At 58.7% G+C, this 22,426-nt stretch carries 24 protein-coding genes; 12 read left to right on the top strand and 12 right to left on the bottom strand.

The features are described from left to right. Nucleotides 1-72: 72 nt before the first annotated feature. Nucleotides 73-705 carry an ATP-dependent Clp protease proteolytic subunit gene (locus GOW56_RS09215; RefSeq protein WP_117869644.1) on the bottom strand — a complete coding sequence of 211 codons (633 nt, stop codon included), beginning with the start codon at nt 703-705 and terminating at the stop codon, nt 73-75. Nucleotides 706-1,073: 368 nt separating this feature from the next. Between GOW56_RS09215 and GOW56_RS09210 the strand changes: the two genes are divergently transcribed. From GOW56_RS09210 to GOW56_RS09200, 3 genes are all read left to right on the top strand, one after another. Further along, nucleotides 1,074-1,415 carry a helix-turn-helix transcriptional regulator gene (locus GOW56_RS09210; RefSeq protein WP_152457343.1) on the top strand — a complete coding sequence of 114 codons (342 nt, stop codon included), beginning with the start codon at nt 1,074-1,076 and terminating at the stop codon, nt 1,413-1,415. A 97-nt stretch (nt 1,416-1,512) separates the two neighbouring features. Next, nucleotides 1,513-1,650 carry an entericidin A/B family lipoprotein gene (locus GOW56_RS09205; protein WP_152457342.1) on the top strand — a complete coding sequence of 46 codons (138 nt, stop codon included), beginning with the start codon at nt 1,513-1,515 and terminating at the stop codon, nt 1,648-1,650. 828 nt (nt 1,651-2,478) lie between these two features. Beyond that, entirely contained in the window at nt 2,479-2,895 is a 417-nt protein-coding gene (locus tag GOW56_RS09200; RefSeq protein WP_171205686.1) for a type II toxin-antitoxin system Phd/YefM family antitoxin, read from the top strand. Nucleotides 2,896-2,995: 100 nt separating this feature from the next. On the opposite strand, the gene GOW56_RS09195 is transcribed toward GOW56_RS09200, so the two are convergent. Both GOW56_RS09195 and GOW56_RS09190 read right to left on the bottom strand, forming a co-directional pair. Beyond that, complete coding sequence (locus tag GOW56_RS09195; RefSeq protein WP_152457340.1) at nt 2,996-3,445, bottom strand: hypothetical protein; 450 nt, start codon at nt 3,443-3,445, stop codon at nt 2,996-2,998. A gap of 106 nt (nt 3,446-3,551) precedes the next feature. Further along, complete coding sequence (locus GOW56_RS09190; RefSeq protein ID WP_171205685.1) at nt 3,552-3,872, bottom strand: hypothetical protein; 321 nt, start codon at nt 3,870-3,872, stop codon at nt 3,552-3,554. Between the two features lie 178 nt (nt 3,873-4,050). Between GOW56_RS09190 and GOW56_RS09185 the strand changes: the two genes are divergently transcribed. Next, complete coding sequence (locus GOW56_RS09185) at nt 4,051-5,508, top strand: P-loop ATPase, Sll1717 family (protein ID WP_171205684.1); 1,458 nt, start codon at nt 4,051-4,053, stop codon at nt 5,506-5,508. Nucleotides 5,509-5,510: 2 nt separating this feature from the next. Here GOW56_RS09185 and lepA read toward each other — a convergent pair whose 3' ends face one another. Further along, nucleotides 5,511-7,310, bottom strand: a complete 1,800-nt coding sequence (gene lepA / locus GOW56_RS09180; protein WP_171205683.1) for a translation elongation factor 4 — start codon at nt 7,308-7,310, stop codon at nt 5,511-5,513. Between the two features lie 162 nt (nt 7,311-7,472). Between lepA and GOW56_RS09175 the strand changes: the two genes are divergently transcribed. The 3 genes from GOW56_RS09175 to GOW56_RS09165 all read left to right on the top strand — a co-directional run bounded on the left by GOW56_RS09175 (nt 7,473) and on the right by GOW56_RS09165 (nt 9,903). Beyond that, on the top strand, nt 7,473-8,573 hold the full coding sequence (locus GOW56_RS09175; protein ID WP_171205682.1) for a Hint domain-containing protein: 1,101 nt from the start codon (nt 7,473-7,475) through the stop codon (nt 8,571-8,573). Nucleotides 8,574-8,575: 2 nt separating this feature from the next. Next, on the top strand, nt 8,576-8,884 hold the full coding sequence (locus tag GOW56_RS09170) for a hypothetical protein (RefSeq protein WP_171170739.1): 309 nt from the start codon (nt 8,576-8,578) through the stop codon (nt 8,882-8,884). Between the two features lie 65 nt (nt 8,885-8,949). Beyond that, entirely contained in the window at nt 8,950-9,903 is a 954-nt protein-coding gene (locus tag GOW56_RS09165; RefSeq protein ID WP_171205681.1) for a LysR family transcriptional regulator, read from the top strand. Here the strand turns inward: GOW56_RS09165 and GOW56_RS09160 are convergent. Further along, nucleotides 9,900-10,343, bottom strand: a complete 444-nt coding sequence (locus tag GOW56_RS09160; RefSeq protein WP_171205680.1) for a low molecular weight protein-tyrosine-phosphatase — start codon at nt 10,341-10,343, stop codon at nt 9,900-9,902. The two genes, GOW56_RS09165 and GOW56_RS09160, sit on opposite strands and share 4 nt — an antisense overlap. 28 nt (nt 10,344-10,371) lie before the next feature. Here GOW56_RS09160 and GOW56_RS09155 point away from each other — a divergent pair, with 28 nt between their 5' ends. Together GOW56_RS09155 and GOW56_RS09150 are read left to right on the top strand one after the other, a co-directional pair. After that, nucleotides 10,372-11,070, top strand: a complete 699-nt coding sequence (locus GOW56_RS09155; RefSeq protein ID WP_171117625.1) for an NAD-dependent deacylase — start codon at nt 10,372-10,374, stop codon at nt 11,068-11,070. Between the two features lie 61 nt (nt 11,071-11,131). Then, nucleotides 11,132-11,740 carry an HdeD family acid-resistance protein gene (locus GOW56_RS09150; RefSeq protein WP_171205679.1) on the top strand — a complete coding sequence of 203 codons (609 nt, stop codon included), beginning with the start codon at nt 11,132-11,134 and terminating at the stop codon, nt 11,738-11,740. A gap of 92 nt (nt 11,741-11,832) precedes the next feature. Here GOW56_RS09150 and GOW56_RS09145 read toward each other — a convergent pair whose 3' ends face one another. From GOW56_RS09145 to meaB, 4 genes are all read right to left on the bottom strand, one after another. Further along, complete coding sequence (locus GOW56_RS09145) at nt 11,833-12,306, bottom strand: copper chaperone PCu(A)C (RefSeq protein WP_152457330.1); 474 nt, start codon at nt 12,304-12,306, stop codon at nt 11,833-11,835. A 40-nt stretch (nt 12,307-12,346) separates the two neighbouring features. Then, entirely contained in the window at nt 12,347-12,697 is a 351-nt protein-coding gene (locus tag GOW56_RS09140) for a hypothetical protein (RefSeq protein WP_171205765.1), read from the bottom strand. 407 nt (nt 12,698-13,104) lie between these two features. Then, complete coding sequence (gene rpmB / locus GOW56_RS09135; protein ID WP_050603240.1) at nt 13,105-13,392, bottom strand: 50S ribosomal protein L28; 288 nt, start codon at nt 13,390-13,392, stop codon at nt 13,105-13,107. A 186-nt stretch (nt 13,393-13,578) separates the two neighbouring features. Continuing rightward, nucleotides 13,579-14,550 carry a methylmalonyl Co-A mutase-associated GTPase MeaB gene (gene meaB / locus GOW56_RS09130; RefSeq protein ID WP_171205678.1) on the bottom strand — a complete coding sequence of 324 codons (972 nt, stop codon included), beginning with the start codon at nt 14,548-14,550 and terminating at the stop codon, nt 13,579-13,581. A 187-nt stretch (nt 14,551-14,737) separates the two neighbouring features. Here meaB and hrpB point away from each other — a divergent pair, with 187 nt between their 5' ends. The 3 genes from hrpB to GOW56_RS09115 all read left to right on the top strand — a co-directional run bounded on the left by hrpB (nt 14,738) and on the right by GOW56_RS09115 (nt 19,403). Beyond that, entirely contained in the window at nt 14,738-17,212 is a 2,475-nt protein-coding gene (gene hrpB / locus GOW56_RS09125) for an ATP-dependent helicase HrpB (RefSeq protein WP_371807891.1), read from the top strand. A gap of 167 nt (nt 17,213-17,379) precedes the next feature. Next, on the top strand, nt 17,380-17,838 hold the full coding sequence (locus GOW56_RS09120; protein WP_171170752.1) for an NUDIX hydrolase: 459 nt from the start codon (nt 17,380-17,382) through the stop codon (nt 17,836-17,838). 89 nt (nt 17,839-17,927) lie between these two features. Then, nucleotides 17,928-19,403 carry an inorganic phosphate transporter gene (locus GOW56_RS09115; protein ID WP_171205676.1) on the top strand — a complete coding sequence of 492 codons (1,476 nt, stop codon included), beginning with the start codon at nt 17,928-17,930 and terminating at the stop codon, nt 19,401-19,403. Between the two features lie 9 nt (nt 19,404-19,412). Here the strand turns inward: GOW56_RS09115 and GOW56_RS09110 are convergent, their stop codons facing one another. The 3 genes from GOW56_RS09110 to GOW56_RS09100 form a co-directional block, all read right to left on the bottom strand. After that, the gene (locus GOW56_RS09110) at nt 19,413-20,387 is read right to left on the bottom strand and encodes a 2-dehydropantoate 2-reductase (RefSeq protein WP_171205675.1); all 975 of its coding nucleotides are present in this window, start codon (nt 20,385-20,387) and stop codon (nt 19,413-19,415) included. A 79-nt stretch (nt 20,388-20,466) separates the two neighbouring features. After that, complete coding sequence (locus GOW56_RS09105; protein WP_171205674.1) at nt 20,467-21,429, bottom strand: pirin family protein; 963 nt, start codon at nt 21,427-21,429, stop codon at nt 20,467-20,469. A gap of 119 nt (nt 21,430-21,548) precedes the next feature. Continuing rightward, nucleotides 21,549-22,382 (bottom strand): phytanoyl-CoA dioxygenase family protein, encoded by an 834-nt coding sequence (locus GOW56_RS09100; protein WP_152457306.1) that lies wholly within the window; start codon nt 22,380-22,382, stop codon nt 21,549-21,551. Nucleotides 22,383-22,426: the final 44 nt, after the last annotated feature.

Below are 22,426 nucleotides of genomic sequence, written 5' to 3'. Positions count from 1 at the left end.
GCAGCTTAGGCCAGCACTCTGGCGGCTACAATCTCAAAATGACCCCCGCGCCGGTGACGCGGGGTATTGGCCTCAGGCCTCTTCCGTATCCATTTTCGCTCGGTTTTCGACGATCTCGTCGATGTGACCCCATTCCTTGGCCTCTTCCGGGCTCATGAAATTGTCACGATCCAGCGCTTTTTCGACGGCCTTTTTCGTCTGCCCCGTATGACGTACGTAGATGTCATACAGGCGATCCTTCAGCTTTTGCGTCTCGGCCGCGTGAATCATGATGTCGCTGGCCTGGCCCTGGTATCCGCCACTGGGCTGGTGCACCATGATGCGGCTGTTGGGCAGTGAAAAGCGCATTCCCTTCTCGCCCCCGGCCAAAAGGACCGAGCCCATTGAAGCCGCCTGACCGATCACCAATGTGGAACATTTTGGCTTGATGTATTGCATTGTGTCGTAAATCGACAAACCGCTGGTCACCACCCCGCCCGGCGAGTTGATGTAGATCGAGATTTCCTTGTTGGGGTTTTCCGCCTCGAGGTGCAGCAATTGCGCCACAACAAGATGGCTCATCCCATCATGAATCGGTCCGTTGATGAATATGATCCGCTCTTTCAGCAGGCGGGAGAAAATATCATAGGCGCGCTCGCCCCGGCTGGTCTGCTCAACGACCATGGGAACAAGTGTATTCATGTAGGTTTCTACGGGATCGAACATTCGTAACCTGCCTGTTTAGCTATGGATCGGGACAATATCCCAACAAGTGTTACCTGAGTCTTAGTGTCGGCTAAGGGGGGCTGCAAGGGGGGCAAGTGAGAACGCTGACCGAATGTCGATCATCATCAATCGTCAAGGCGAACCATCTGTTGTTTCCGGCAACGATCCGCAGATCGCCTTAAAGTGAATCATCTGCCCCCTCGCGTTGCGGGAACGTTCAATCCGAATTCCCCTTTCATACATCACGCTATTTTGATTCATACATATAGAAATGAATGTACGAAACGTGTACTGAAGGGTCTCACACTCACGCCTCTTTACGTAACGGAAACAACACCCGGCCAACGGGTTTGCAAGGAACTCAATCGATGGCACTTCCTCAGCTGTCCAATGACATGTCAAAAGAAGATTTTGACCGCATGGTCACCAACGCGACACGCGCTTCCAATTTTCTTAAGGCAATAAGCCACGAAGGCAGATTGATGATCCTCTGCCATCTGGTGTCCGGTGAAAAATCCGTCACCGAACTGGAAGAATTGCTGTCCGCCAGACAAGCCGCTGTATCACAGCAACTTTCCCGTCTGCGACTTGAAGGGTTGGTGATACCTCGCAGGGAAGGCAAAGCCATCTATTATCGTCTGGCGGATGATCGTCCCCGCCGCATGCTCGAAGTCGTTTACGAACTCTTCTGCAGCGACGACCGGACCTAGGAACTGGCTCCGGCTGATAAAAGGTGCTACCGAAAAACAATCGAGCACCAAAAAACAATCGAGCACCAAAAAACAATCGAGCACCAAGGAGACGAACATGATCCGCGTAATTCTGATGGGCCTGAGCCTGTTTGCACTGACTGCCTGCGAAACCGCCAAAGGCGCCGGCAAGGATATCGAAAAAGCCGGAGATGCCATCCAAGGCGCAGCAACCGACGTGCAGGAAAGCCTGTAATACACTTTATTTTGCGCCGCGCGCGGGCCTTCTCTCAATATATAGTTGAAAGACATGGCATGCCGCGGTAGCTTTCCCTTACAGGTGCATAGACGCGGCATTGCATCATCTGACGCTAAATCGGGGCTCTTTCGCACACGCAGAAGAGCCCCGGTCCCTTTCGGCAGGGGTGAGTGGTAGCCTGTATGAAACCGAAATCCGGCAAAGGAAAAGGCGCCAGGTGCGCAGACGCGGTCTTTGCATGCATCCTTTCGGACACTCCTGACGCCTTACCGGGTCGATGCGCTCCGAAGAGCACCCGATCCAGTTGCTACAGCCCCCTGAGAGACTGCAGCGACTGCATTGTCCCCGAAGAGACATCACAGCATGCATCGGCCTTCTGAGAAGGTAACCATCCGACTTGGGCATGAAGCCCTTACTCGGCTGATCACCCACCGGTAAGCCATTGCAGTTCAACGCAAATCCTAAGATCCAGTCTCTCTGCCAAGACCCCCGGGCCTTTGCGTCCCACCTTCGGTTCCGAAAAACCTGTGTGGTTTTCAGACTGTTGCAGCATGCCTTGTATCTGACAAGAAAATAGCACCGCAGCATGAAAATTAGACGGGGATAAACTGTTGGTATCTGCCGGGAAATCTTTGTGGATAATCCGAGAAGTTTCGACTCCACGCATGTTTGTCCCGGGACATTTTCAGGCCTGAACCTGAGCCCGATTTTTGGCCCAATGCTGCGGGCGCAAAGGCCACCGTACGCGCCATTAGTTGAGAATCGCAGGATTTGTACAACTCTCGGACCACCAATCTTTCGAATCGTACATACGGAGATTCGCCGATGCGTTGCACCATTTCCCATGCGCGCGCCCATTTGGGCGCTCTGGTCACCCGCGCACAGGACCCGCGAGAAGTGATCATACTGACCCGGCACGGTAAACCGCTGGCCGCTCTGGTCTCGGTCGCCGAAGCGAAGCGGATCTGGCATTTGCAGGATGATGACGAAATCGGGTGGAAACATCCGCTGTCGGGCATTCGCGGGATGTGGTCGCGGGGACGCAACATCCCCGGAATGGAACCGGGACCGGACGGCAGCTATGTCACCGCGCGCGAAGCCGCGCTGAAGGTTCGCGAAATCCAGATGACCCGTGCCGAGGAACGCCGCATTCTTGCGCGGGGTGGTCTGGATCCTGTCGCAGCAGGTGAACTGGCCGCCCGGCCCGTCTCCTCGCTGTGGAGACGATTGTTTCGTTTTTGAGAAGCGGTCCGACCCGCGCGTGGCAACCTACTAACCTCCGCCGCAGTCAAAATTGCAGCAGCGATACTTACCCCCTACAATCGCCCGGGCCGGACACGCTTCAGTTCACCTGACGTTCCAGAACGGTGCTGTAGGTCGTTCCGTTCCGCAGGCTACGGAAATCGGCAAAGATCTTGCCGTCTTCGTACCGCGCATCGATCAACGCATTCGCGCCGATCAGCAGAGGTGAGGTTTCGACGATGCCGATACTGCCCGTCCCATCGAGGCTGATGGTGCCGGTGGCCTCGTACTCATTCCAGTCGGTATCGCCATCGCGACGCCATTTGCTGTGCCCCCAGAAAACGTTGCCGTCCTGAAGCTGCACATCCAGCATCCATTCGGCCTGATTGAACCGGGGCTGATCGCCTTTGTAGTAATGGCTGGGCTGGACAGTCGTGTAAGACCCCAGCCAGGTGCCGCGCAGGTCGGGCGTGGTATCGGCCAGCGCGGCCGTTCCAAGGGCGAGGGTCGTGGCCAAAGCGGCTGCTCCGGCAGTCATATATCTGGTCATGGGCTCTCTCCTTCTGTCTGGTAAACAGATTGGGAGCGCCCGGGCGGGTTACAACTTACTTAAGGGAAACTTCATGATTGGTTCAGCGGCGGCTTAGAATGGGGCTTCAGGCCCAGGCAAGAGCTGTCCCGACAATGACCAGCGCAATGCCAATCCCCTCGCGATAGGAAAAGTTCTCGCCAAACAGGAAATACGAGGCGATGGCGATCAGCACGACCTCGGCCCCCAGAATGCCGGTATAGATGATGCCCAATCGTTCGTTGCGCAGCGCGGCAAGTTCCAGCGTTGCGGCGGCCAGCAGCGTGGCAACAATCAGAAGGGTCAGACCAACCCCGGGGATCTTCCACCAGAACTTCATCGCGATCATGGCAACGGAATAGAGGCCAGCCGATCCAAGCGCGATAAGGGGGATTATGGATGTCGACATTGGAGCCTCCTGCGGAGAGTTTCCGGTGGGTCAATTGTAGCAGGTCGGGGAGATTGGGGATGTGAGGTTGGTCACACCCACTGGGAGTGACGGGTTGGGTACACCTGTCCCGGCGAGTGAACCAAACCCTTGCTAAGCTAAAACAAACGGATATAAATTGCCCAAAAGAGGGGATTAAATGAATAATATTGCTGCATTACGGGTAAATGAGTTCAACGACGAAACAATATTAAAGATGTTTGGCGCGCAGGCCGCTGAAGATGAAAATTTTGATAGACTCAAGGGCTATTTCGTGCGGAACAAAGCCTATGAACGTCTTCGCGCTGATATTAAGCTTCGCCTGCTAGTTGGACACAAAGGCATTGGCAAAAGCGCGTTGTTAAAAATGGCGCACAATGAAGAAATTGATGCCGGAATCCTTTCAATCTGGCTTCAACCCAATGATATTTCCAAGGCCTGGACTGTCGAGGGCCAGTTCGTTGAGCGTGTTGAAAAAATCAAGCAGAATATTTTAAAAATAATTTCCGAAAAAAGCTTGGAAGCAATAAACATTTTTGGCACCGACGCAGGGGATAGTGCTGTAGTTAAATCCGTTCGGCAACTTGTGCCACTGATATTAAAAGCTGGAGGGAAGTCCGACGAAGCATCAATCGATGCAAAATTGTATTCAAATTTTAAGAAGCACCCAAGAATAATTGTTCACATTGATGACATTGATCGCGGATGGTCAGCAAACAGCAAGGACGTCGAAAACATTTCCGCACTGATCAATGCCGCCCGAGACATTGTCAATTCAGATGAAACTTTGACTTTTCGAATAGGATTACGCACCGATGCTTATAATTTGGTTCGAGAGCATGACGAATCCGGAGATAAGTTTGAGCCTTATAAAGTTCCGATAGTGTGGAGCAACCATGACATTTTGGTTATGATGGCTAAGCGAGTTTCCAACTATTTCGGCCAAGCAGTCGAAGAAGGCGATTTGAACAGAAAGAGCCAAAAGGAAATATCGAAGTACCTCTACCCAGTTATTGAAGAGAATTTCATCGGTACTGGACACTGGGCAAATAGACCAATACATAATGTACTGCTTTCTCTTACGCGAAGGAGGCCACGTGATTTAGTTAAATTGCTGTCGGGTGCGGCACAAATGGCTGACACGCATCGTAGTAACAGAATTTTCACCAATCACTTGGAGGAGAGCTTCCCTGAATACTCAAAGGGTAGAATTTCAGATTTAATTTCTGAGTTTGGAAGCGAGCTCCCGAAAATCAAAGATGTGTTGTACTCTATGAAACCTACAGCTAAGGAAATCCGAGCAAAGGAAAAGCGCTTTCTGTACACAAATGACGAAATAATAAAGAAACTAAATGGGATAGCTGCAAATCAGAATGTTTTCTTCGCAAAGGGGACAAAGGCTTCCGGCCCCACTCTCCTTGAGTTTCTCTATAAGATTGATTTTGTTATTGCGCGAAAAGACGCGATTGGGGAAATAGATAGGCTTTACTATCAAGACCATTCAAATCTGGTTTCCACAAAAGCTGATTTCGGATACAAATGGGAAGTGCACCCAGCATATCGCTGGGCGCTGAACCCATCAAAGGTTGACCAACTGCTTTCCGATGTAGATGCGTAGGCTCACCCATCCATCTTCAAAGCTGAAATAAACGCCTCCTGAGGGATATCCACCTTCCCGAACTGACGCATCTTCTTCTTACCCGCCTTCTGCTTGTCCAGCAGTTTGCGTTTCCGCGTGGCGTCGCCGCCGTAGCATTTCGCGGTCACGTCCTTGCGCAAGGCGGACAGGGTCTCGCGCGCGATGACCTTGCCTCCGATGGCGGCCTGGATCGGGATTTTGAACATGTGGCGCGGGATCAGGTCTTTGAGCTTTTCGCACATCGCCCGGCCCCGCATCTCGGCCCGGTCGCGGTGGACCATGGTTGACAGCGCGTCGACCGGTTCGTCATTCACCAGCACCGACATCTTGACCAGATTATCCTCGGTATAGCCGGTCATCTGGTAGTCGAACGAAGCATAGCCCTTGGTCACCGATTTCAGGCGGTCGTAGAAATCAAAAACAACCTCGTTCAGCGGCAGGTCATAGACGACCATGGCGCGGCTGCCCGCATAGGTCAGGTCCAGCTGGATGCCGCGGCGGTCCTGACACAGTTTCAGCACATCGCCGAGGAATTCGTCGGGCACCAGAATGGTCGCCTTGATGCGCGGTTCCTCGATATGGTCGACCTTCGACGGGTCGGGCATGTCGGCGGGGTTGTGCAGCTCGATCATCTCACCGTCTTTCATGAAGACGTGATAGATCACCGACGGCGCGGTGGTGATGAGCTCGATATCATATTCGCGTTCGATACGGTCGCGGATGACCTCAAGGTGCAGAAGGCCCAGGAAGCCGCAGCGGAAGCCAAAGCCAAGCGCTGCCGAGGTTTCCATTTCGAACGAGAACGAGGCGTCGTTCAGGGCCAGCTTGTCGATCGCATCCCGCAGGTCTTCGAATTCGGAACTGTCGACGGGGAAGAGGCCACAGAACACCACCGGCTGCGCGGGTTTGAAGCCGTCCAGCGCGATTTCAGTGCCGTTGCGGTCATTGGTGATGGTGTCGCCGACACGGGTGTCGCGGACCTGCTTGATCGAAGCGGTCAGGAAGCCGATCTCACCGGGGCCTAAGGAGTTAACCATTTCCATCTCAGGCCGGAAGACGCCGACGCGGTCGACATGGTGCAGGGTGTTGTTCGACATAAACTTGACCCGCATGCCCTTTTTCAGCGTGCCGTCCATGATGCGGACCAGAACGATGACGCCGAGATAGGCGTCGTACCAGGAATCCACCAGCATCGCCTTAAGCGGCGCGTCCAGATTGCCCTGCGGCGCGGGCAGTTGCTGAACGATGGCCTCAAGCGTTTCGTGGATGCCCTGCCCAGTCTTGGCGCTGACCTGAATGGCGTCGGTCGCGTCGATGCCAATCACATCCTCGATCTGTTCGGCCACGCGGTCACAGTCGGACGCGGGCAGGTCGATCTTGTTCAGCACCGGCACGATCTCATGATCCGCGTCGATGGCCTGATACACATTCGCCAGCGTCTGCGCCTCAACTCCTTGGGTCGAGTCCACAACCAGCAGAGAGCCTTCGACCGCGCGCATGGACCGGCTGACCTCATAGGCAAAGTCCACGTGGCCGGGGGTGTCGATCAGGTTCAGCACGTATGCTTCGCCATTGTCGGCGGTATAGTCGATGCGAACCGTGTTGGCCTTGATGGTGATGCCGCGTTCCCGCTCGATATCCATGCTGTCGAGCAGCTGTTCCTTCATGTCGCGATCCTTGACTGTTCCGGTCTCTTGGATGAGCCGGTCAGCAAGGGTGGATTTGCCATGGTCGATATGCGCGACGATGGAGAAATTGCGGATATGAGCGAGGTCTGTCATGGAGTGGGATATGTCGGGAGTTTTGCCGCTCGTCAAGCGTTGAAGCGTTGCAAAAAAAGGTCCCACCCGCGCCTTTCTGTTCAGCGGCATTTACCCGAAATCAGTGAATAGTTAAGATGATCGCATCATCTGGCTGTTTCAAAAACAGAAAGCAGGGAAGACTTGGCCGATTATTCGATCTTTGTGTTGGGTGAAGGTCAATTGTCCGTCTCTGTGGCGCAGGGTCTGGACGGGATCAATCAGGGCACGGGGATACATCTTATTGGCGAGACGATTACCATAAATTCGCGCGCCGCGACCGAAGTTTTCATCACGGATGCCGGATCGGACACCAACTTTTCCGACAATGATGGCAATCAGCGGTTAAACGGCGATCAGACAATCGATGGTACGCTTTTCGCCAGCGGCACGCGTGTTGAAGCCGAATATGGTATTACTTTGACAGATGGGACAACCACGTGGCAGGCGGTTGCGTTCAACGTGAACAACTCATCACCGGCATATGGAACCGTCGAGGGCATCGCATTCATCGGCGGACCCGGACAGTTTCCACCAGCCGGAGTGCCTCTGACGGTCGTCAGTACGCAAGAAGGCCCAAGCTTCGCATCAAACGCATATGTCAGCCCCATTTGCTACTGCCGTGGGACACTGATCGAAACCAAATCCGGATACCGCCCCATCGAAATGCTGAAGCCGGGTGATGAGATTTGGACCCGTGACAATGGCTATCTACCTGTCATCTGGACGGGCGAACAGGCTGTCATCACAGCCGGACGTTTCAGAATGGTCGAAATTCCCGAGGGAACGCTTTCGAATTTCGCGCCTTTGAAAGTGTCACAGCAACACAGAATGCTGGTTACGCACCCTTTGGCTGAAATCCTTTGTGCAGAGAACGAAGTGTTTGTTCCAGCCATCAGCCTTGTTGATGCGGGCATTGCTACATTGTGCAGAGAAAACAGTGCAATTTACCATCATCTGCTGCTTGAGACACATAATGCCATCATCGCAAACGGGGCGATTTCCGAAAGCCTGCTGCTGGTACCATCCACCAGCGGCCAGAACCCGGATGATCTGTTCTTTCGCAGCCTGGTCGATCAGGATACATATGCCGTTGAAACCGCGAGGCTGACGCTGAAGAGAAAAGAGGCAACATTCCTGATCAACAGCATCTTGTCCGTTGATCCAAACTCCAGTTTGATTCATACTTCGCCGCAGGCCGAGAGGGGCGCAAGATCCCTCCGGGCAGGCAAAAACGAGGCATGAGCATGAAACAGTTACTCTTAATCGCATTTTGTGCGGCATCGCTGACGGCTGTGGCTCCGGTTGCGGACGCGGCGCAGATCAAGCGGGCGTGTCTGGCGTCGGATCGGTCAGCAGCGACGCGGGATCGGTGCAGTTGCATCCAGCGCGTAGCAGATCAGGCGCTTACCCGCAGCGATCAGAAAACCGTGGCCAAGTGGTTCACTGACCCCCATCAGGCGCAACAGTTAAAGATGTCGCAGACCGCGCGCGATGATGCGCTGTGGGACCGGTATCAGAACTTTGGCCAGATGGCACAGGCGATCTGCAGCTAAGCCCTTCTGAAACCTTGACCTGATCCACGCTGCGCCCCAGAAAGGCGCAGCGAAAGGTGTATCTTATGGTGATGAAAGGGCTGACCCTGCGGGGCCTTGAGGTGTTCGAGGCTTTGGCGCGGACGGGATCGGTGGCACAGGCCGCCGAGATCACGGGGCTCAGCCAGCCATCCGTTTCCCAACAGTTGCGCAATCTGGAAAAGGCTCTGGGCACCGAACTGGTCGATCACGGGCGCCGACCGATGCGCCTGACACAGGCCGGGCGCAGCTTTCTGGTGCGCGCCGAGGCGGTTCTGGCCGAGCTGCAAATGGCACAAAGCGAATTGTCGGTCATGGATCTGGGGCATCTGACCACTTTGTCCATCGGGCTGATCGACGACTTCGACAATGATCTGACCCCGCGGTTGGCCACGTTGCTGGCAGACAGTCTGACCCGATCGAATTTCAAACTGATCACCTTGTCGAGCCTCGATCTGTTCGAGGCCTTGGCCGAACAACGCCTGCATATGGCCGTCACCGCCCATAGCGGAGAAGTGCTGGAGGGGGTGGTCGAGTACCCTCTGGTCCGGGATCCGTTCATTCTGGTTGCGCCTCAGGGGGCGGGCGGAGTGGAGGCTGTGCAGAACAGCCTGCCGTATCTGCGCTATGCCCGCGAGCAATTGATCAGCCGGCAGATCGAGGCGCATATGGCGCGCGGCGCGCAGGAGTTCGAGGAACGGTTCGAGATCGGCTCGCACATGGCGCTGATGGCCATGGTTGCACGGGGTCTGGGTTGGGCGATCACGACGCCGCTGGGTTTCATGCGCGCCGCGCGGTTCCATGACGGGCTGGAGGCCCACCCTGCCCCGTTCGGGGATTTCTCGCGCAGCATATCATTGCTGGCACGAACGGGCTGGTCCGATCAGGTACCGCAGGAGGTGGCGGGTATGACACGGCGTCTGATGCAGAATCAGATCGTTGACCCGGCTTTGGCCAAACTGCCCTGGCTGAGCGGATCGCTGCGGGTGATCGGCGGTTAACTGTCCAGATGGGCGGCAAGCCCATCGACCGCTGCTTCGATCAGGTCCAGAGCGCCATCGAAATCCCGCGTGTAATATGGGTCAGGCACATGATCCGCGCCGGCTTCAGGGGCGAAATCGGTCAGCAGGCGCACCGGGGTGTCACTGCCGGCGGGGCGCAGATCCTCGATATCCGCGATGTTGTTGGCGTCCATGCCCAGGATCAGGTCGAAGCGGTCGAAATCGGCAGCGGTGAACTGGCGGGCGCGCAGGTCGCCCAGATAGATTCCCCTGACCTTCGCCGCGGCCTGCATCGGGCCATAGGGCGGGTTCCCCGCATGCCAGCCCATGGTTCCGGCACTATCGGTTACGTGATGCGGCGCGCGGGCGCGAAAAACGCCCTCTGCCGCAGGCGAGCGGCAGATATTGCCCAGGCAGACAAAGAGGATACGGTGTGACATGTACCATGCTGTACCGCGCGGAGGAGAAATGGAAAAGATCGTGATTCTGACCGGGGCCGGAATATCCGCCGAAAGCGGGTTGAGCACCTTTCGCGATGAGGGTGGATTATGGGCCCAGCACCGGATCGAGGATGTCGCCACGCCGGAAGGATTCGCCCGCGACCCTGCACTGGTTCAGGGGTTTTACAATGCGCGGCGGGTTCAGGCCTCCAAGGTGCAACCCAATGCCGCTCATGAAGCACTGGCCCGGCTGCAACGTGACTGGCCCGGAGACGTCGTGATTGTCACCCAGAACGTGGACAGCCTGCACGAGGCGGGCGGCGCAAAGGATGTCATCCACATGCACGGAACTTTGGCGGGCGCGCTGTGTTCAGCCTGTGGCCATCGCTGGACCGCCCCGCCCGAAATGGCGGTTGGGGAATCCTGCCCCGCCTGTGCGCGGCCCACGGCCCGGCCCGATGTGGTCTGGTTTGGAGAGATACCCTATTACATGGACGAGATTTATGACCATCTGTCCAGCGCGTCGATTTTTGCCGCCATTGGCACCTCGGGTCAGGTTTATCCGGCGGCAGCGTTCGTGCACGAGGCACAAGCAGCGGGCGCTCGGACGATCGAGATCAATCTGGAACCGTCACCGGGCGCATCCGGGTTTGACGAAAGACTTGTCGGCAAAGCGACCCAGACAGTTCCGCGATGGGTCGGGCACCTTCTTGCACCGCATAGTTAAAGTACAGACAACACTCGCTTAATTCGGTTAGACTGCCCCCGAAACGACTGGAGGACAAGACATGACGGATCAGGACCCCCGGACTGGTGAAATTCTGGATGAAGGCAGCATGGCCGGGCGCGACATGCTGGGAGAGCAGCTTTCTGGCCTGTGGTGGACCTTTCTGCTGCGCGGAGTATTGGCCGGGCTTGTCGGTATTGCAGCACTGTTCTGGCCGTCTGGCAGCATCGCGTTGCTGCTGCGGCTGGTTGGTGTGCTGCTGATCCTCGATGGTGGCCTGACGCTTTTGGGCGTTGGGCGTCGTGGGGTAATGGGCGGCGCTGCAATCGGCGCGCTTCTGATCGGGCTTGTCCTGCTGATCTGGCCGGAAGGGACGGTCAAACTGGCCTTTTTCCTGATGGGCGCATGGGCGCTGATCATCGGGATCGGCTCGCTGGCGGCATCTGGGCAAATGCACGAGAGAGACCCTCAACGCGGCTCCATGCGCGTTTCGGGTTTTGTCGCGCTTGTGGTCGGACTTGTTTTGATGATCTGGCCAGCGGTCGCGCTTGTTGCGCTGGGATGGGGCATCGCCTTTTCGGCGCTGGCCATTGCCGCGGTCATGTTCTGGCTGGCGTCCCGATTCCGCCAGGCCGGTGACCGTGTTGGTATGAAAACCGTCAACAAATAGCACCAACGGTGGCCGCAGGAACAACAGGCCGGGCAATGCCCGGCCTGACGCATGGATGACGGCCGCAGCGCGGCCTGAAGACAGGCGTTGCCCTAGTTCGAATGAGATCCGTGTCCGCCCATGTCCTGACGCTCCAGATCGACCGGGATTTCGATCTCAACCTCGCCAGCCTTTTCAAAGATCAGCGTCACCGGAACCATGGCGTCCTGCTCGAACGGTTCGGTCAGCCCCATGAACATCACGTGGTCGCCGCCACGTTTCAGCATGTGGGTTTCACCTGCCGGAATGGCAAAGCCTTCCTCGACATGCACCATCTTGGCCACGCCATTGTCGTCGACTTTGTGGGTGTGCAGTTCAACCCGGGCAGCGGCATCCGACGTCACGCCGACCAGACGGTCGTCCGCATCGCCCAGATTCTGGATCATCATGAACGCGGCGCCTGCCTTGGCGGTCTTTCCCGACGACCGGGCATAGGCGTCATCAACTTTGATAGTGCCTTCGGCAAAAGCAGGCATGGCCAGGGTCACGGCGGCCAAGGTTGCAAACAGAGTAGTTTTGAGGGACATCGTGCCTCTCCTGTATTGTAGGTTTGAAAAAGTAGTGTCTTCAAACACGTACAGGCGGCGCGCGCGCCGGAGTGCCGGGGACCGGCAAGGCGATTTGATTGACCAGATGTCGCAGCGGCGCTATCTGCGCCCGCTCTGGCGCCATAGGCATGGGCGGCTGGGCAACGGCGACCGCGCCCATCAGGGACAGTGCGTAATCCGGGCAGTAATGCGGTGGCGCGGTGGGCTGTCCGTCTTCGTCCATATAGACAACGACCGGACCGGTGCCTGTGCACAACACCATCTGACCCACGGCCCTGTCCATGCCGCGGGACACGGCAAGGCCCTGCCCGGTCAGAACCAAAAGCAGGGACAGAACATAAGGCAGGAATCGTGTTATGGCTGGTCTCATCCTGACCCGGGTATAGGTCACTCGGCAGAGTAGCTTCAAGCGCCAAAGGGTCGCGCTTGAAGCTGGTGTCAGTAATCAATTCCCGGTCTTTTCACCTTGCTTGTATTGAAGCTGGTGTGGGAACGATTCACCCTGCGCTGCATCCGCGTACAAGCCGAAATTGCTTTGCGAAAAACCGCGGCCAGAAACAGGAAAAGGTAGAAACTTTTTAACGTCATAGTGAGGCCCCCGCCTGATGAATGACAGTGACGATAGGTCAGATTCGGCATTCCGTATGTGAAGCAATTCACCAATAGCGGAAAATAATTTCGAAATTGAAAACAGTGTCGGGCTGCAGCGGGCGGCTCAAAACGAAAAAGCCCTGCACCTCAGAGGTGCAGGGCCTGAAAATCAATAAGCGAAAAGGCTTAGGCCGTGGCTTGCGCCTTGGCGATTTCCTTCTTCACTTTCAGTGCGTTCGCCGACAGTTCTTCATCCTTGGCTTTGGCCAGGAATGCGTCCAGACCACCGCGGTGGTCAACCGAACGCAGAGCGGCTGCCGAGATGCGCAGCTTCACGCCCCGGCCCAGGGTCTCGGACTGCAGGGTAACGTCATTCAGGTTCGGCAGGAAACGACGACGAGTTCTGTTTTTGGCATGGCTGACATTGTTGCCAGTCATCGGGCCTTTTCCGGTCAGTTCGCAACGGCGCGACATGGTTTCTTCCTTTGTTTCTGGAGGCCGGGCACAAAGCCCTCGGCCAAATCACAAGGGGCACAACCCGAAGTCGCGCCCGAAAACTGGTTGGATGCGTGTAGTGGGAATCGCAGGAAGGGTCAAGACGGACCGAACGAATTCTTTCATTTTGCGCACGCCTTTGAAACCTTGCCCCCTTTCACCCCGTCAGCTCAGCGTGCCAAGCAGTTCCTCGGCCGCGCGGGCCGGGTTCAGACGCCCGGCCGAGACTTCGGCGTTCAGGCGTTCCATCTCGGCCTTGGCCTGCGGCGTGTCGAGCCGGGCCAGAAGGGCATGGCGGACTTCCTGATCGAACCAGTATCGCGCCTGGGCGGCCCGGTTGGCTTCCCAGATACCGTTGTCGCGGCGCCACCGAGTCAGGGATTGCATCTCGTCCCAGGCTTGTTCCAGCCCCTGTTCTTCGACCGCTGAAACGGTCATTGCCTTGGGGAAACCTTCAGGATCCTGCGGGCGCTTGCGCAGCAATCGCAACGCACCGGCATAGTCTGCGCATGTCCGGGTCGCCGTGGCCTTCAGGTCGCCATCCGCCTTGTTGATCAGGATGATATCGGCCATCTCCATGATGCCACGTTTGACACCCTGCAATTCGTCCCCACCCGCCGGGGCCAACAGCAACAGAAACAGGTCCGACAATTCGGATACCACCGTTTCGGACTGCCCGACGCCCACGGTTTCAATCAGCACCACGTCATAGCCTGCGGCCTCGCACAGGGCGATGGCCTCGCGGGTCCGTCGGGCAACGCCGCCGAGATGGCTCTGGCTGGGGGAGGGGCGGATAAAGGCGTTCTTCTCGCGGCTCAGGCGTTCCATCCGGGTTTTGTCCCCCAGAATCGAGCCCCCTGAACGGGCAGAGCTGGGATCGACTGCCAGAACCGCGACACGCAGCCCCTGCCCCGTCAGCATCATGCCAAAGCTTTCGATGAAGGTGGACTTGCCCACCCCGGGCGTACCCGACAAACCGATCCGGAGCGCCTGACGCCCCGACCCTGCGAGCCGGGCCAACAACTCGCTGGCCTGTGCACGATGATCGGCGCGGTTGCTTTCCGCCAGAGTGATCGCGCGGGCCAGCGCCCGACGCTCGCCCTTCAAAATCCTGTCGCTGAGGCTGTCTGTCTGCATTCTTGTCCCGATCCTAGAGGCAGGAATAGTTGCCGCGCTCGGGGGGTGTTTGTCCAGACCGCAGGTCGCCGGAAATGCGATCAAAGCGAAAGCTGCGTCAATTCGTGCGTCGCTTGGCCGTTCAGGGTTGGACCTGCAGCCCCGGTGTCACCAGAACGCGCCGGCGAGAGAACTGGACGACACCAGCATGATCGCGGATAAGAGCCGGATGACGATACGCCTGCCCATCGACGACGCCATTCCCGAACTGCTGGACAGATTGCGCGCGCAGGGTCGCGCGGTATTGCAGGCCCCACCGGGGGCGGGCAAGACCACGCGGGTTCCCCTGGCAATGCTCGAGGCGGGTCTGTGCGATGGCAGGATCGTGATGCTGGAACCCCGGCGGCTGGCGGCCCGGGCCGCGGCCGAGCGGATGGCCGAGACGTTGGGAGAGCGCGCGGGACAGACCGTGGGCTACCGTGTACGTGGCGAGGCGAAAGTGTCGAAAGACACCCGGATCGAGGTGGTGACCGAGGGCATCCTGACCCGGATGCTGCAATCCAACCCGGATCTGCCGGGAATTGGCGCGGTGATTTTCGATGAATTCCACGAACGATCTCTGAACGCCGATCTGGGGCTGGCCTTGTGCCTCGAGGTGACCGACGCATTGCGGGACGATCTGATCCTGCTGGCCATGTCAGCCACGCTGGATGCGGATCCCGTCGGCGCGTTGATGGCGGCCCCTCTGGTCACATCGGACGGGCGCAGCTTTCCGGTTGAGACGCGCTGGCTGGATCGGCCATTGGGGCCGCAAGCGCGACGGTTGGATGCGTTGATCGATCTGGTGGTGCAAGCCGAGCGTGAGACGCGAAAATCCGGCGGCGGAATTCTGGTTTTCCTGCCGGGAGAGGGCGAAATCCGACGCGCCGAAAGCCTTTTGAACAGACGGTTGCCCGACAGTTGCGTGGTGCGCCCGTTATTCGGAGCCATGCCCTTTGCAGCCCAGCGTGCCGCGATTGCCCCGGTGGAACATGGGCGCAAAGTCGTGCTGGCGACGTCGATTGCCGAAACCTCGCTGACGATCCCCGACATCAAGGTCGTGGTGGATATGGGACAGGCCCGGCGGGCTCGGTTCGATCCGGGATCGGGCATGTCCCGGCTGGTGACCGAACGGGTGACCCGGGCCGAGGCCACACAGCGCGCGGGCCGGGCCGGACGGGTGGCCGAAGGGGTGTGTTACCGACTCTGGTCGAAGGGGGAAGACGGTGCCCTGGCCGCCTACCCGCCCGCCGAGATCGAAGCGGCGGACCTGACCGGGCTGGCGCTGGAGCTGTCCCTGTGGGGCGCTGACGCGGCCGATCTTGCCTTTCTGACTCCACCTCCCGAGGGGACGATGGCCGAGGCGCGGGCTTTGCTGACAATGCTGGGCGCACTTGATACCAATTGGCGGATCACCGATCATGGGCGCGCCCTGGCGGCACTGCCCTTGCATCCCCGGTTGGGGCACATGCTTGTGCGGGCCGGTCCGAACGCCGCCCCGTTGGCAGCGTTGATGGCCGAGCGTGACCCCCTTCGCGGTGCGCCGGTGGATATCACCCTGCGGCAAGAGGCGCTGCGCGACCCCCGGGCTTTTCAGCGCAACAGGGTCTGGCAGGTCAACATGGGCGCAGTGGATCGGATCAATGCCGAGACCAGACGTCTGCGGAAACAGGTCAAGGGCGACTCGGTCGATCTGAGCCCCGCCGCCATGGCTGCGCTGGCCTATCCTGACCGCATCGGGCAGCGGCGCAAGGGTGACGCGCCGCGCTATGTGCTGTCAGGGGGGAAAGGCGTTGTTCTGGACAGTGCGGATTCACTGGCTAGCGCTCCGTTTCTGGTCGTCATCGACACGGATGGCAACCCGCGCGAGGCGAAGGTCCGGATGGCCACCCAGATTTCGGAACGCGACATCCGCGATCTGTTCGCGGATCAGATCGGCTGGGTCGAGACGTGCGCCTGGTCCAAGCGCGAGCGGCGGGTCGTGTCGCGGCGGCAAGAGCGGTTCGGCGCGATCACGTTGGACGACCGCATATGGAAGGACGTCCCGGACGACGCCGTGGCCCGCGCGATGCTGGATGGGATACGCGATCTTGGCCTGCGGCTGGAGGGTGCCGCCGCGCGCCTGGCCGCCCGTGTCGAACTGGTGCGCGCCGATGGCGTCGATCTGCCCGATTTTTCGGTCGCAGGCCTGATGGCCGACATGGAGGACTGGTTGCTGCCCATGCTGTCAGGGGTCAAAAGCGCTGAAGACTGGAAGAAATTCGACCTTTTGCCCGCCCTGCGCGCGCGGCTGGACTGGGCGCAGACGCAGGAACTGGACCGGCACGCTCCGGGGTCATTTGAAACGCCGCTGGGGCGCAAGGTGCCAATTGATTACAGCGCGGCCGTGCCGGAAATCTCGGTCCGTTTGCAGGAAGTGTTTGGCGTGACCCAACACCCGGCGATCGGCGGCCAGCCTTTGAAGATCACTCTGCTGTCACCGGCGCAGCGCCCGATCCAAATAACGCGTGACCTGCCCGGTTTCTGGGCGGGCTCTTACGCGGATGTACGCAAGGACATGAGGGCGCAATACCCCAAACACCCCTGGCCCGAAGACCCGACCCAGGCTGATCCCACGCTGAGGGCAAAACGCAGACGTGACTAGAGCCGTCAGCAAAGCCCGAGCCTTGCCCATAATCCACAAAACAACCCAGAAAACCCTCAAAAATCGGCCAAACCCGGCCAAAACTGGAAGGTTTAATTGAAACTCACCATTTCCGTTGTTAAGTCGTATCAACTTTGAAGGCATAGAGTAGACTGACAAAATAACTGATGAATGCATGGCTGCAAAATATCTGGGAAGAGGTAGGACGTCCGCTGTTCCTGCGCCCCCGACGGGTGCAGTTTGCGGCGTTGTGCACCCGCACTCATGATGGGCAGGATCAGGTCCTTCTGATCACCAGCCGAGACACCAAACGCTGGATCATCCCGAAAGGCTGGCCCATCGATGGTTTGAGTGGCGCGGAAACCGCCCTCCAGGAGGCCTGGGAAGAGTCCGGGGTGCGCGCGGATGCGGTTCACGATGAACCCATCGGCCAATTCACTTACGACAAGATCCTCAAAGACGGATCGGCGCAACCGGTATTGACCAATGTCTACAGGATATCGGTGCGTGCGCTGGCCGATGACTTTCCCGAGGCCGATCAGCGCGAACGCGGCTGGTTTTCGCCGGCTGAAGCGGCCACCCTGGTGCAAGAGCCCGAGCTTCAGGCCCTGTTGCGCAGACTGTAAGGAATTCGCAACATTTCGATGGCACCCAGCTTGCCTGAGCAGCCGGATACCGTTAGTGGCGCACGATCCTTCACTATCTGACCAAGTTCATGTCTGACACGAATCCGAAACCACGCTGGCAAACGTTGGACAGCGACCTGCACCGAATTTCGCGGGTCGAAACCGCCAACATCCATGTCGCGCGCCACCTGCTGGCACCGGGGGTCGCACTGGCCTTCATGGCGCTTGCCGGGCTGACGGCGGCGGTCCTGTTCGGTCGGGCGGATGGCAGCCATGTCGTGGTCGCGGCGGCCGCGTTCGGGGCCTATATGGCGATCAATGTCGGTGCCAATGACGTGGCCAACAACATGGGCCCAGCGGTCGGCGCGAATGTGCTGACCATGGGCGGCGCCATCGTGATTGCCGCCATTGCCGAAAGCGCTGGTGCGTTGCTTGCGGGGGGTGACGTGGTCTCGACCATCTCAAAGGGGATTGTCGACCCCGCCTCGGTGCAAAACAGCGAGGTGTTCATCTGGGCCATGATGGCGGCGCTGATATCTTCGGCCATGTGGGTCAACCTGGCGACCTGGATCGGCGCCCCTGTGTCCACAACGCATTCAGTCGTGGGCGGGGTGATGGGTGCAGGCATTGCAGCAGCGGGCCTGAGCGCGGTGAGCTGGGGCACGATGAGTGCAATTGCAGCCAGCTGGGTGATTTCGCCGATGCTCGGGGGGGCGGTTGCCGCGGCTTTTCTGGCGCTGATCAAGTCGAAAATCCAGAATCAGGACGACAAGATTGCCGCCGCGCGAAAATGGGTACCTATCCTTTTGGCGGTGATGGCGGGGGCATTTGCCACCTATCTGTCCGTCAAAGGCCTGCAACGGATCGTGCATATCGATCCCAAGATGGCCCTGTTGATCGGGTTGGGCGTGGGGCTGCTGACCTGGTCCGTGACCGTCCCGTGGGTCAAACGCAGATCCGAAGGGATGGAGAACCGGACCCGGTCGCTGAAAACGCTGTTTGGCCTGCCGCTTGTGATCTCGGCCACGTTCCTGAGCTTTGCCCACGGCGCAAATGACGTGGCCAATGCGGTCGGCCCGCTGGCCGCGATTGTCCACGCGGTCGAGTTCGGAGAGTTCGCCGCGAAAGTTCCAATCCCGCTTTGGGTGATGATCATCGGAGCGTTCGGGATTTCCTTTGGTCTGTTTCTGTTCGGCCCCAGGCTCATCCGGATGGTGGGCCGCCAGATCACGAAGCTGAACCCGATACGCGCCTTTTGCGTCGCCCTGTCGGCGGCGATCACCGTGACTCTGGCCAGCTGGCTTGGCCTGCCGGTCAGTTCGACCCATATCGCCGTTGGTGCCGTCTTTGGCGTCGGCTTCTACCGCGAGTGGGATTCCGAGCGCCGGCGCAAGCGGGGAAAGCTTCAACGCACAGCACAACACCTTGCCCCGGAAGAATACCGCCGTCGCAAGCTGGTACGGCGGTCGCATTTCATGACCATCGTGGCCGCGTGGATTGTCACCGTGCCCGCCGCCGCAACCATGTCGGCCGTCATTTACTGGGTGCTGACCGCGTTCGCCTGAGGGTTGACGTCAGAGCCTGATCTGTTCCGGCGACAACGGGTGATCGGGTGCATGTTTGATCAGGTCGGACACCTGCGTGCAGATGGGTGTCGGCACTCCGGTTTCGTGACCCATCCGGATGATGTGACCTTGCAGGCTGTCAATTTCCGTTTGCCGCTCAGCCATGAGGTCATAGGCCATGGACGTTCGCGCGCTCGGGTCGATTGTCAGCATCCGGGCCGCGATCCTGGTGAACAGCGGTGTCGGCAGCCGCAGAATATGCGGGGTCATCCATGCCGGAAGCGGTGTGGTCGAGGCTACGGGATGACCCGCCGCCTTGAGGACGGTCAGCGCCTCGGACATCTGATCCGCCATGAGATTGCGCCAGTCGCGGTTCATCAGCTGATCCACCAGCGTGAGGCCAGACAAGGCATTGAGCGCATTGTTCAGGTTGATCACCAGCTTGCCCCATTGCACGGCTTCGATCTGGTCGCTGGATATGACGGGAAGGTCTGCGCTGCTCAGCTGCGCGGCCAGATCACCAGCGCCGCTTTGGATGACGATCTCTCCGGACGTGGCCCGATGATAGGTGGCGGGGGCAGTCGGCACCACGTTGAACGGAACCATTCCGGCGCGTATGTCGCGCCCGGGAAGGGCATTGCGCAATGTTGCGGCAGCTTCGATACCGTTTTGCCAGGACAGGATCGGGGCATCCTGCCGCGCAAAGCGCTCAATTTGCTCGGCCATGTCTGCGGTTGCACCCGATTTGACGGTGACGATGACCAGTTCGGCCTGATCCAGACAGGCCGGATCTTCGCTGAGCGTCAGGCCCCCGGTCGGAATCGTGACGTCAAGGCCATCAAAGTCAGTGACCTTCAGCCCGTGCTCTCGGATCGGGTCCAGCACACGGGCGCGGCCCAGCAAGGTCACGGAGTGCCCCGACCGGGCCAGCAAAGCACCACAGTAACAGCCGATGCTGCCCGCGCCTGCAAGGACAAGTTTCATGATACCCCCTCCGGTACACCCGAAAAGGATCACCGCAAACGTCCCGTGACACAAGCCCGCTTGCCCCCGACGTCACGCGCTAGCGGGCCAGCCGGGGTTTGGTGCGCTCAAGCTCTTTGGAAATAGGGATAAATTCCTGATCGTCACCCGGAGGCAGTTGAAATGCACCATTGGCCCAATCGGCGTTTTTCCACTCATGGGTTGCGGTTTCGATCTTTTCCTTCGAAGACGAAACGAAATTCCACCAGATGTAGCGGTCTTCATTCAGGGTCGCTCCGCCCAGCAGCATCAGCCGCGCGCCCAGCGCACCGGCCTTGACAGACAGCTTGTCCCCGGGCCGGAACACCATCATGCGGCCCTCGTCAAACCTGTCACCCGCGATTTCGACCGAACCTTGCGTGACATAGACACCTCGATCTTCGTGGTCGTCAGGCAGAGGCAAAGACGCGCCGGGTTCCAATTGCACGTCGAGATAGAAGGTTTCGGACAGCATCGTGACCGGGCTGGTCTCACCATAGGCTGAACCCAGGATCAACCGGGCGCTGACGCCTGCATCCTGAATATGCGGCAACGCGGCCTGTTTGTGATGTTCGAAACCCGGGGCCATATCCTCATGCGCTTCGGGCAAGGCGATCCAGGTCTGAATGCCGAACAGGCTGTGTTTCCTGCCGCGTGTTTCGTCACTGGTGCGCTCGGAATGGGTGACACCACGCCCTGCAACCATCCAGTTGACCTCGCCGGGATAGATCATCTGATGTGTGCCAAGGCTGTCGCGGTGCTCGAATTCGCCCTGGTACAGATAGGTGACCGTGCCCAGTCCGATATGGGGGTGGGGCCGCACGTCGATGCCGCCTTCGGTGATGAATTCAGCGGGGCCCATTTGATCGAAAAAGATGAACGGGCCCACCAACTGTCGTTTTACCGAAGGCAACGCGCGGCGCACTTCGAACCCTCCCAGGTCACGGGCACGCGGGATGATTAATGTGTCCAGCGCCGGATTCTCCGAGATGCAGTCCGGATTGTGTGTCGGGTTCCAACTCATTTCAGCTCTCCCTTCGTTGCAGATGGTCAGGCCACCCGCGTTCACTCAGGTAAGAAATAGCCACGCAAAGCAGCCCATAAAGTGCACAATCGCACAGATTGAGTGCGGCGCCGTTCCAATCAACGCGGCCAGAGTTGCGGGAAAAACGGCCCGTCAATCCGATCCCCCTCGCCATAGCCTGCCGCCTCGAACTGCGCGCGCTCGTCCTTGGCCCAGTCGCCGCGATACCGGATGACACCATCAGGTGCCGTCATGCGAAGGGTGAAGCGCCGCACCGTTTCCGACGGCGTGGTCGAGGACAGCCCGCCATGCAGCGTTCGCATGTCGAAAAAGATACAATCCCCAAGCTCCAGATCCCATTGCAGCAACTCATACGCGCCGGGGTCGGCATTGACATCGGGTGGCGGGTGATAGGTCAGCCCGGCGACTTCGGTGGGCTCATAGCTGGGATGTCCATCGGCAAACCGCACCCGCATGAACAGCTTGTCCCATAGGTGTGAGCCCTTCACGAATGCGATGCCGTTTTCCTTGGTCACGGGTTCCAGCGGCAGCCAAAGGACGCACATCGTGCCTTCGAAGTCGAAGTACGACAGGTCCTGATGGAAGGGCGGGCGCGAGGTCGAGCCGGCCTCGCGCAGGAACCAGTTGTCCATGACAAGGTTAATGGATGGCGCCCCCAGCAACCCGGCGGCAAGCGGTGCGCAGGGGGACTTGTGAACGAATTCGTTGAATTGCGGGATTTTGTTCCAGGCCCAGTAGTCTTCGTAATAGCCCGGGGCGTTCGGATCCTTGGTATGACAGGTGAAATTATCGGTCGGCGTGTCAAGGTCGGCGTCGATACCTGCGCGCAGCAATGACAACCAATCGGATGAGAATTTCGACCGCAGAACAACAGCACCATCGCGTTGGAAGGCGGCAATGTCTTCCTGTGTAACCAGATCTGCTGTCGTCATGGAATGAACATCCCGATGTGGTTCGGTGGCCCCGAGCATCGCAC

It is taken from the genome of Ruegeria sp. HKCCA0235A, from assembly GCF_013033235.1.
Classification (GTDB): Bacteria; Pseudomonadota; Alphaproteobacteria; order Rhodobacterales; family Rhodobacteraceae; genus Ruegeria.
Note: the sequence above shows the minus strand (reverse complement) of the source record. Positions and strands in the feature narration are given on the sequence as shown.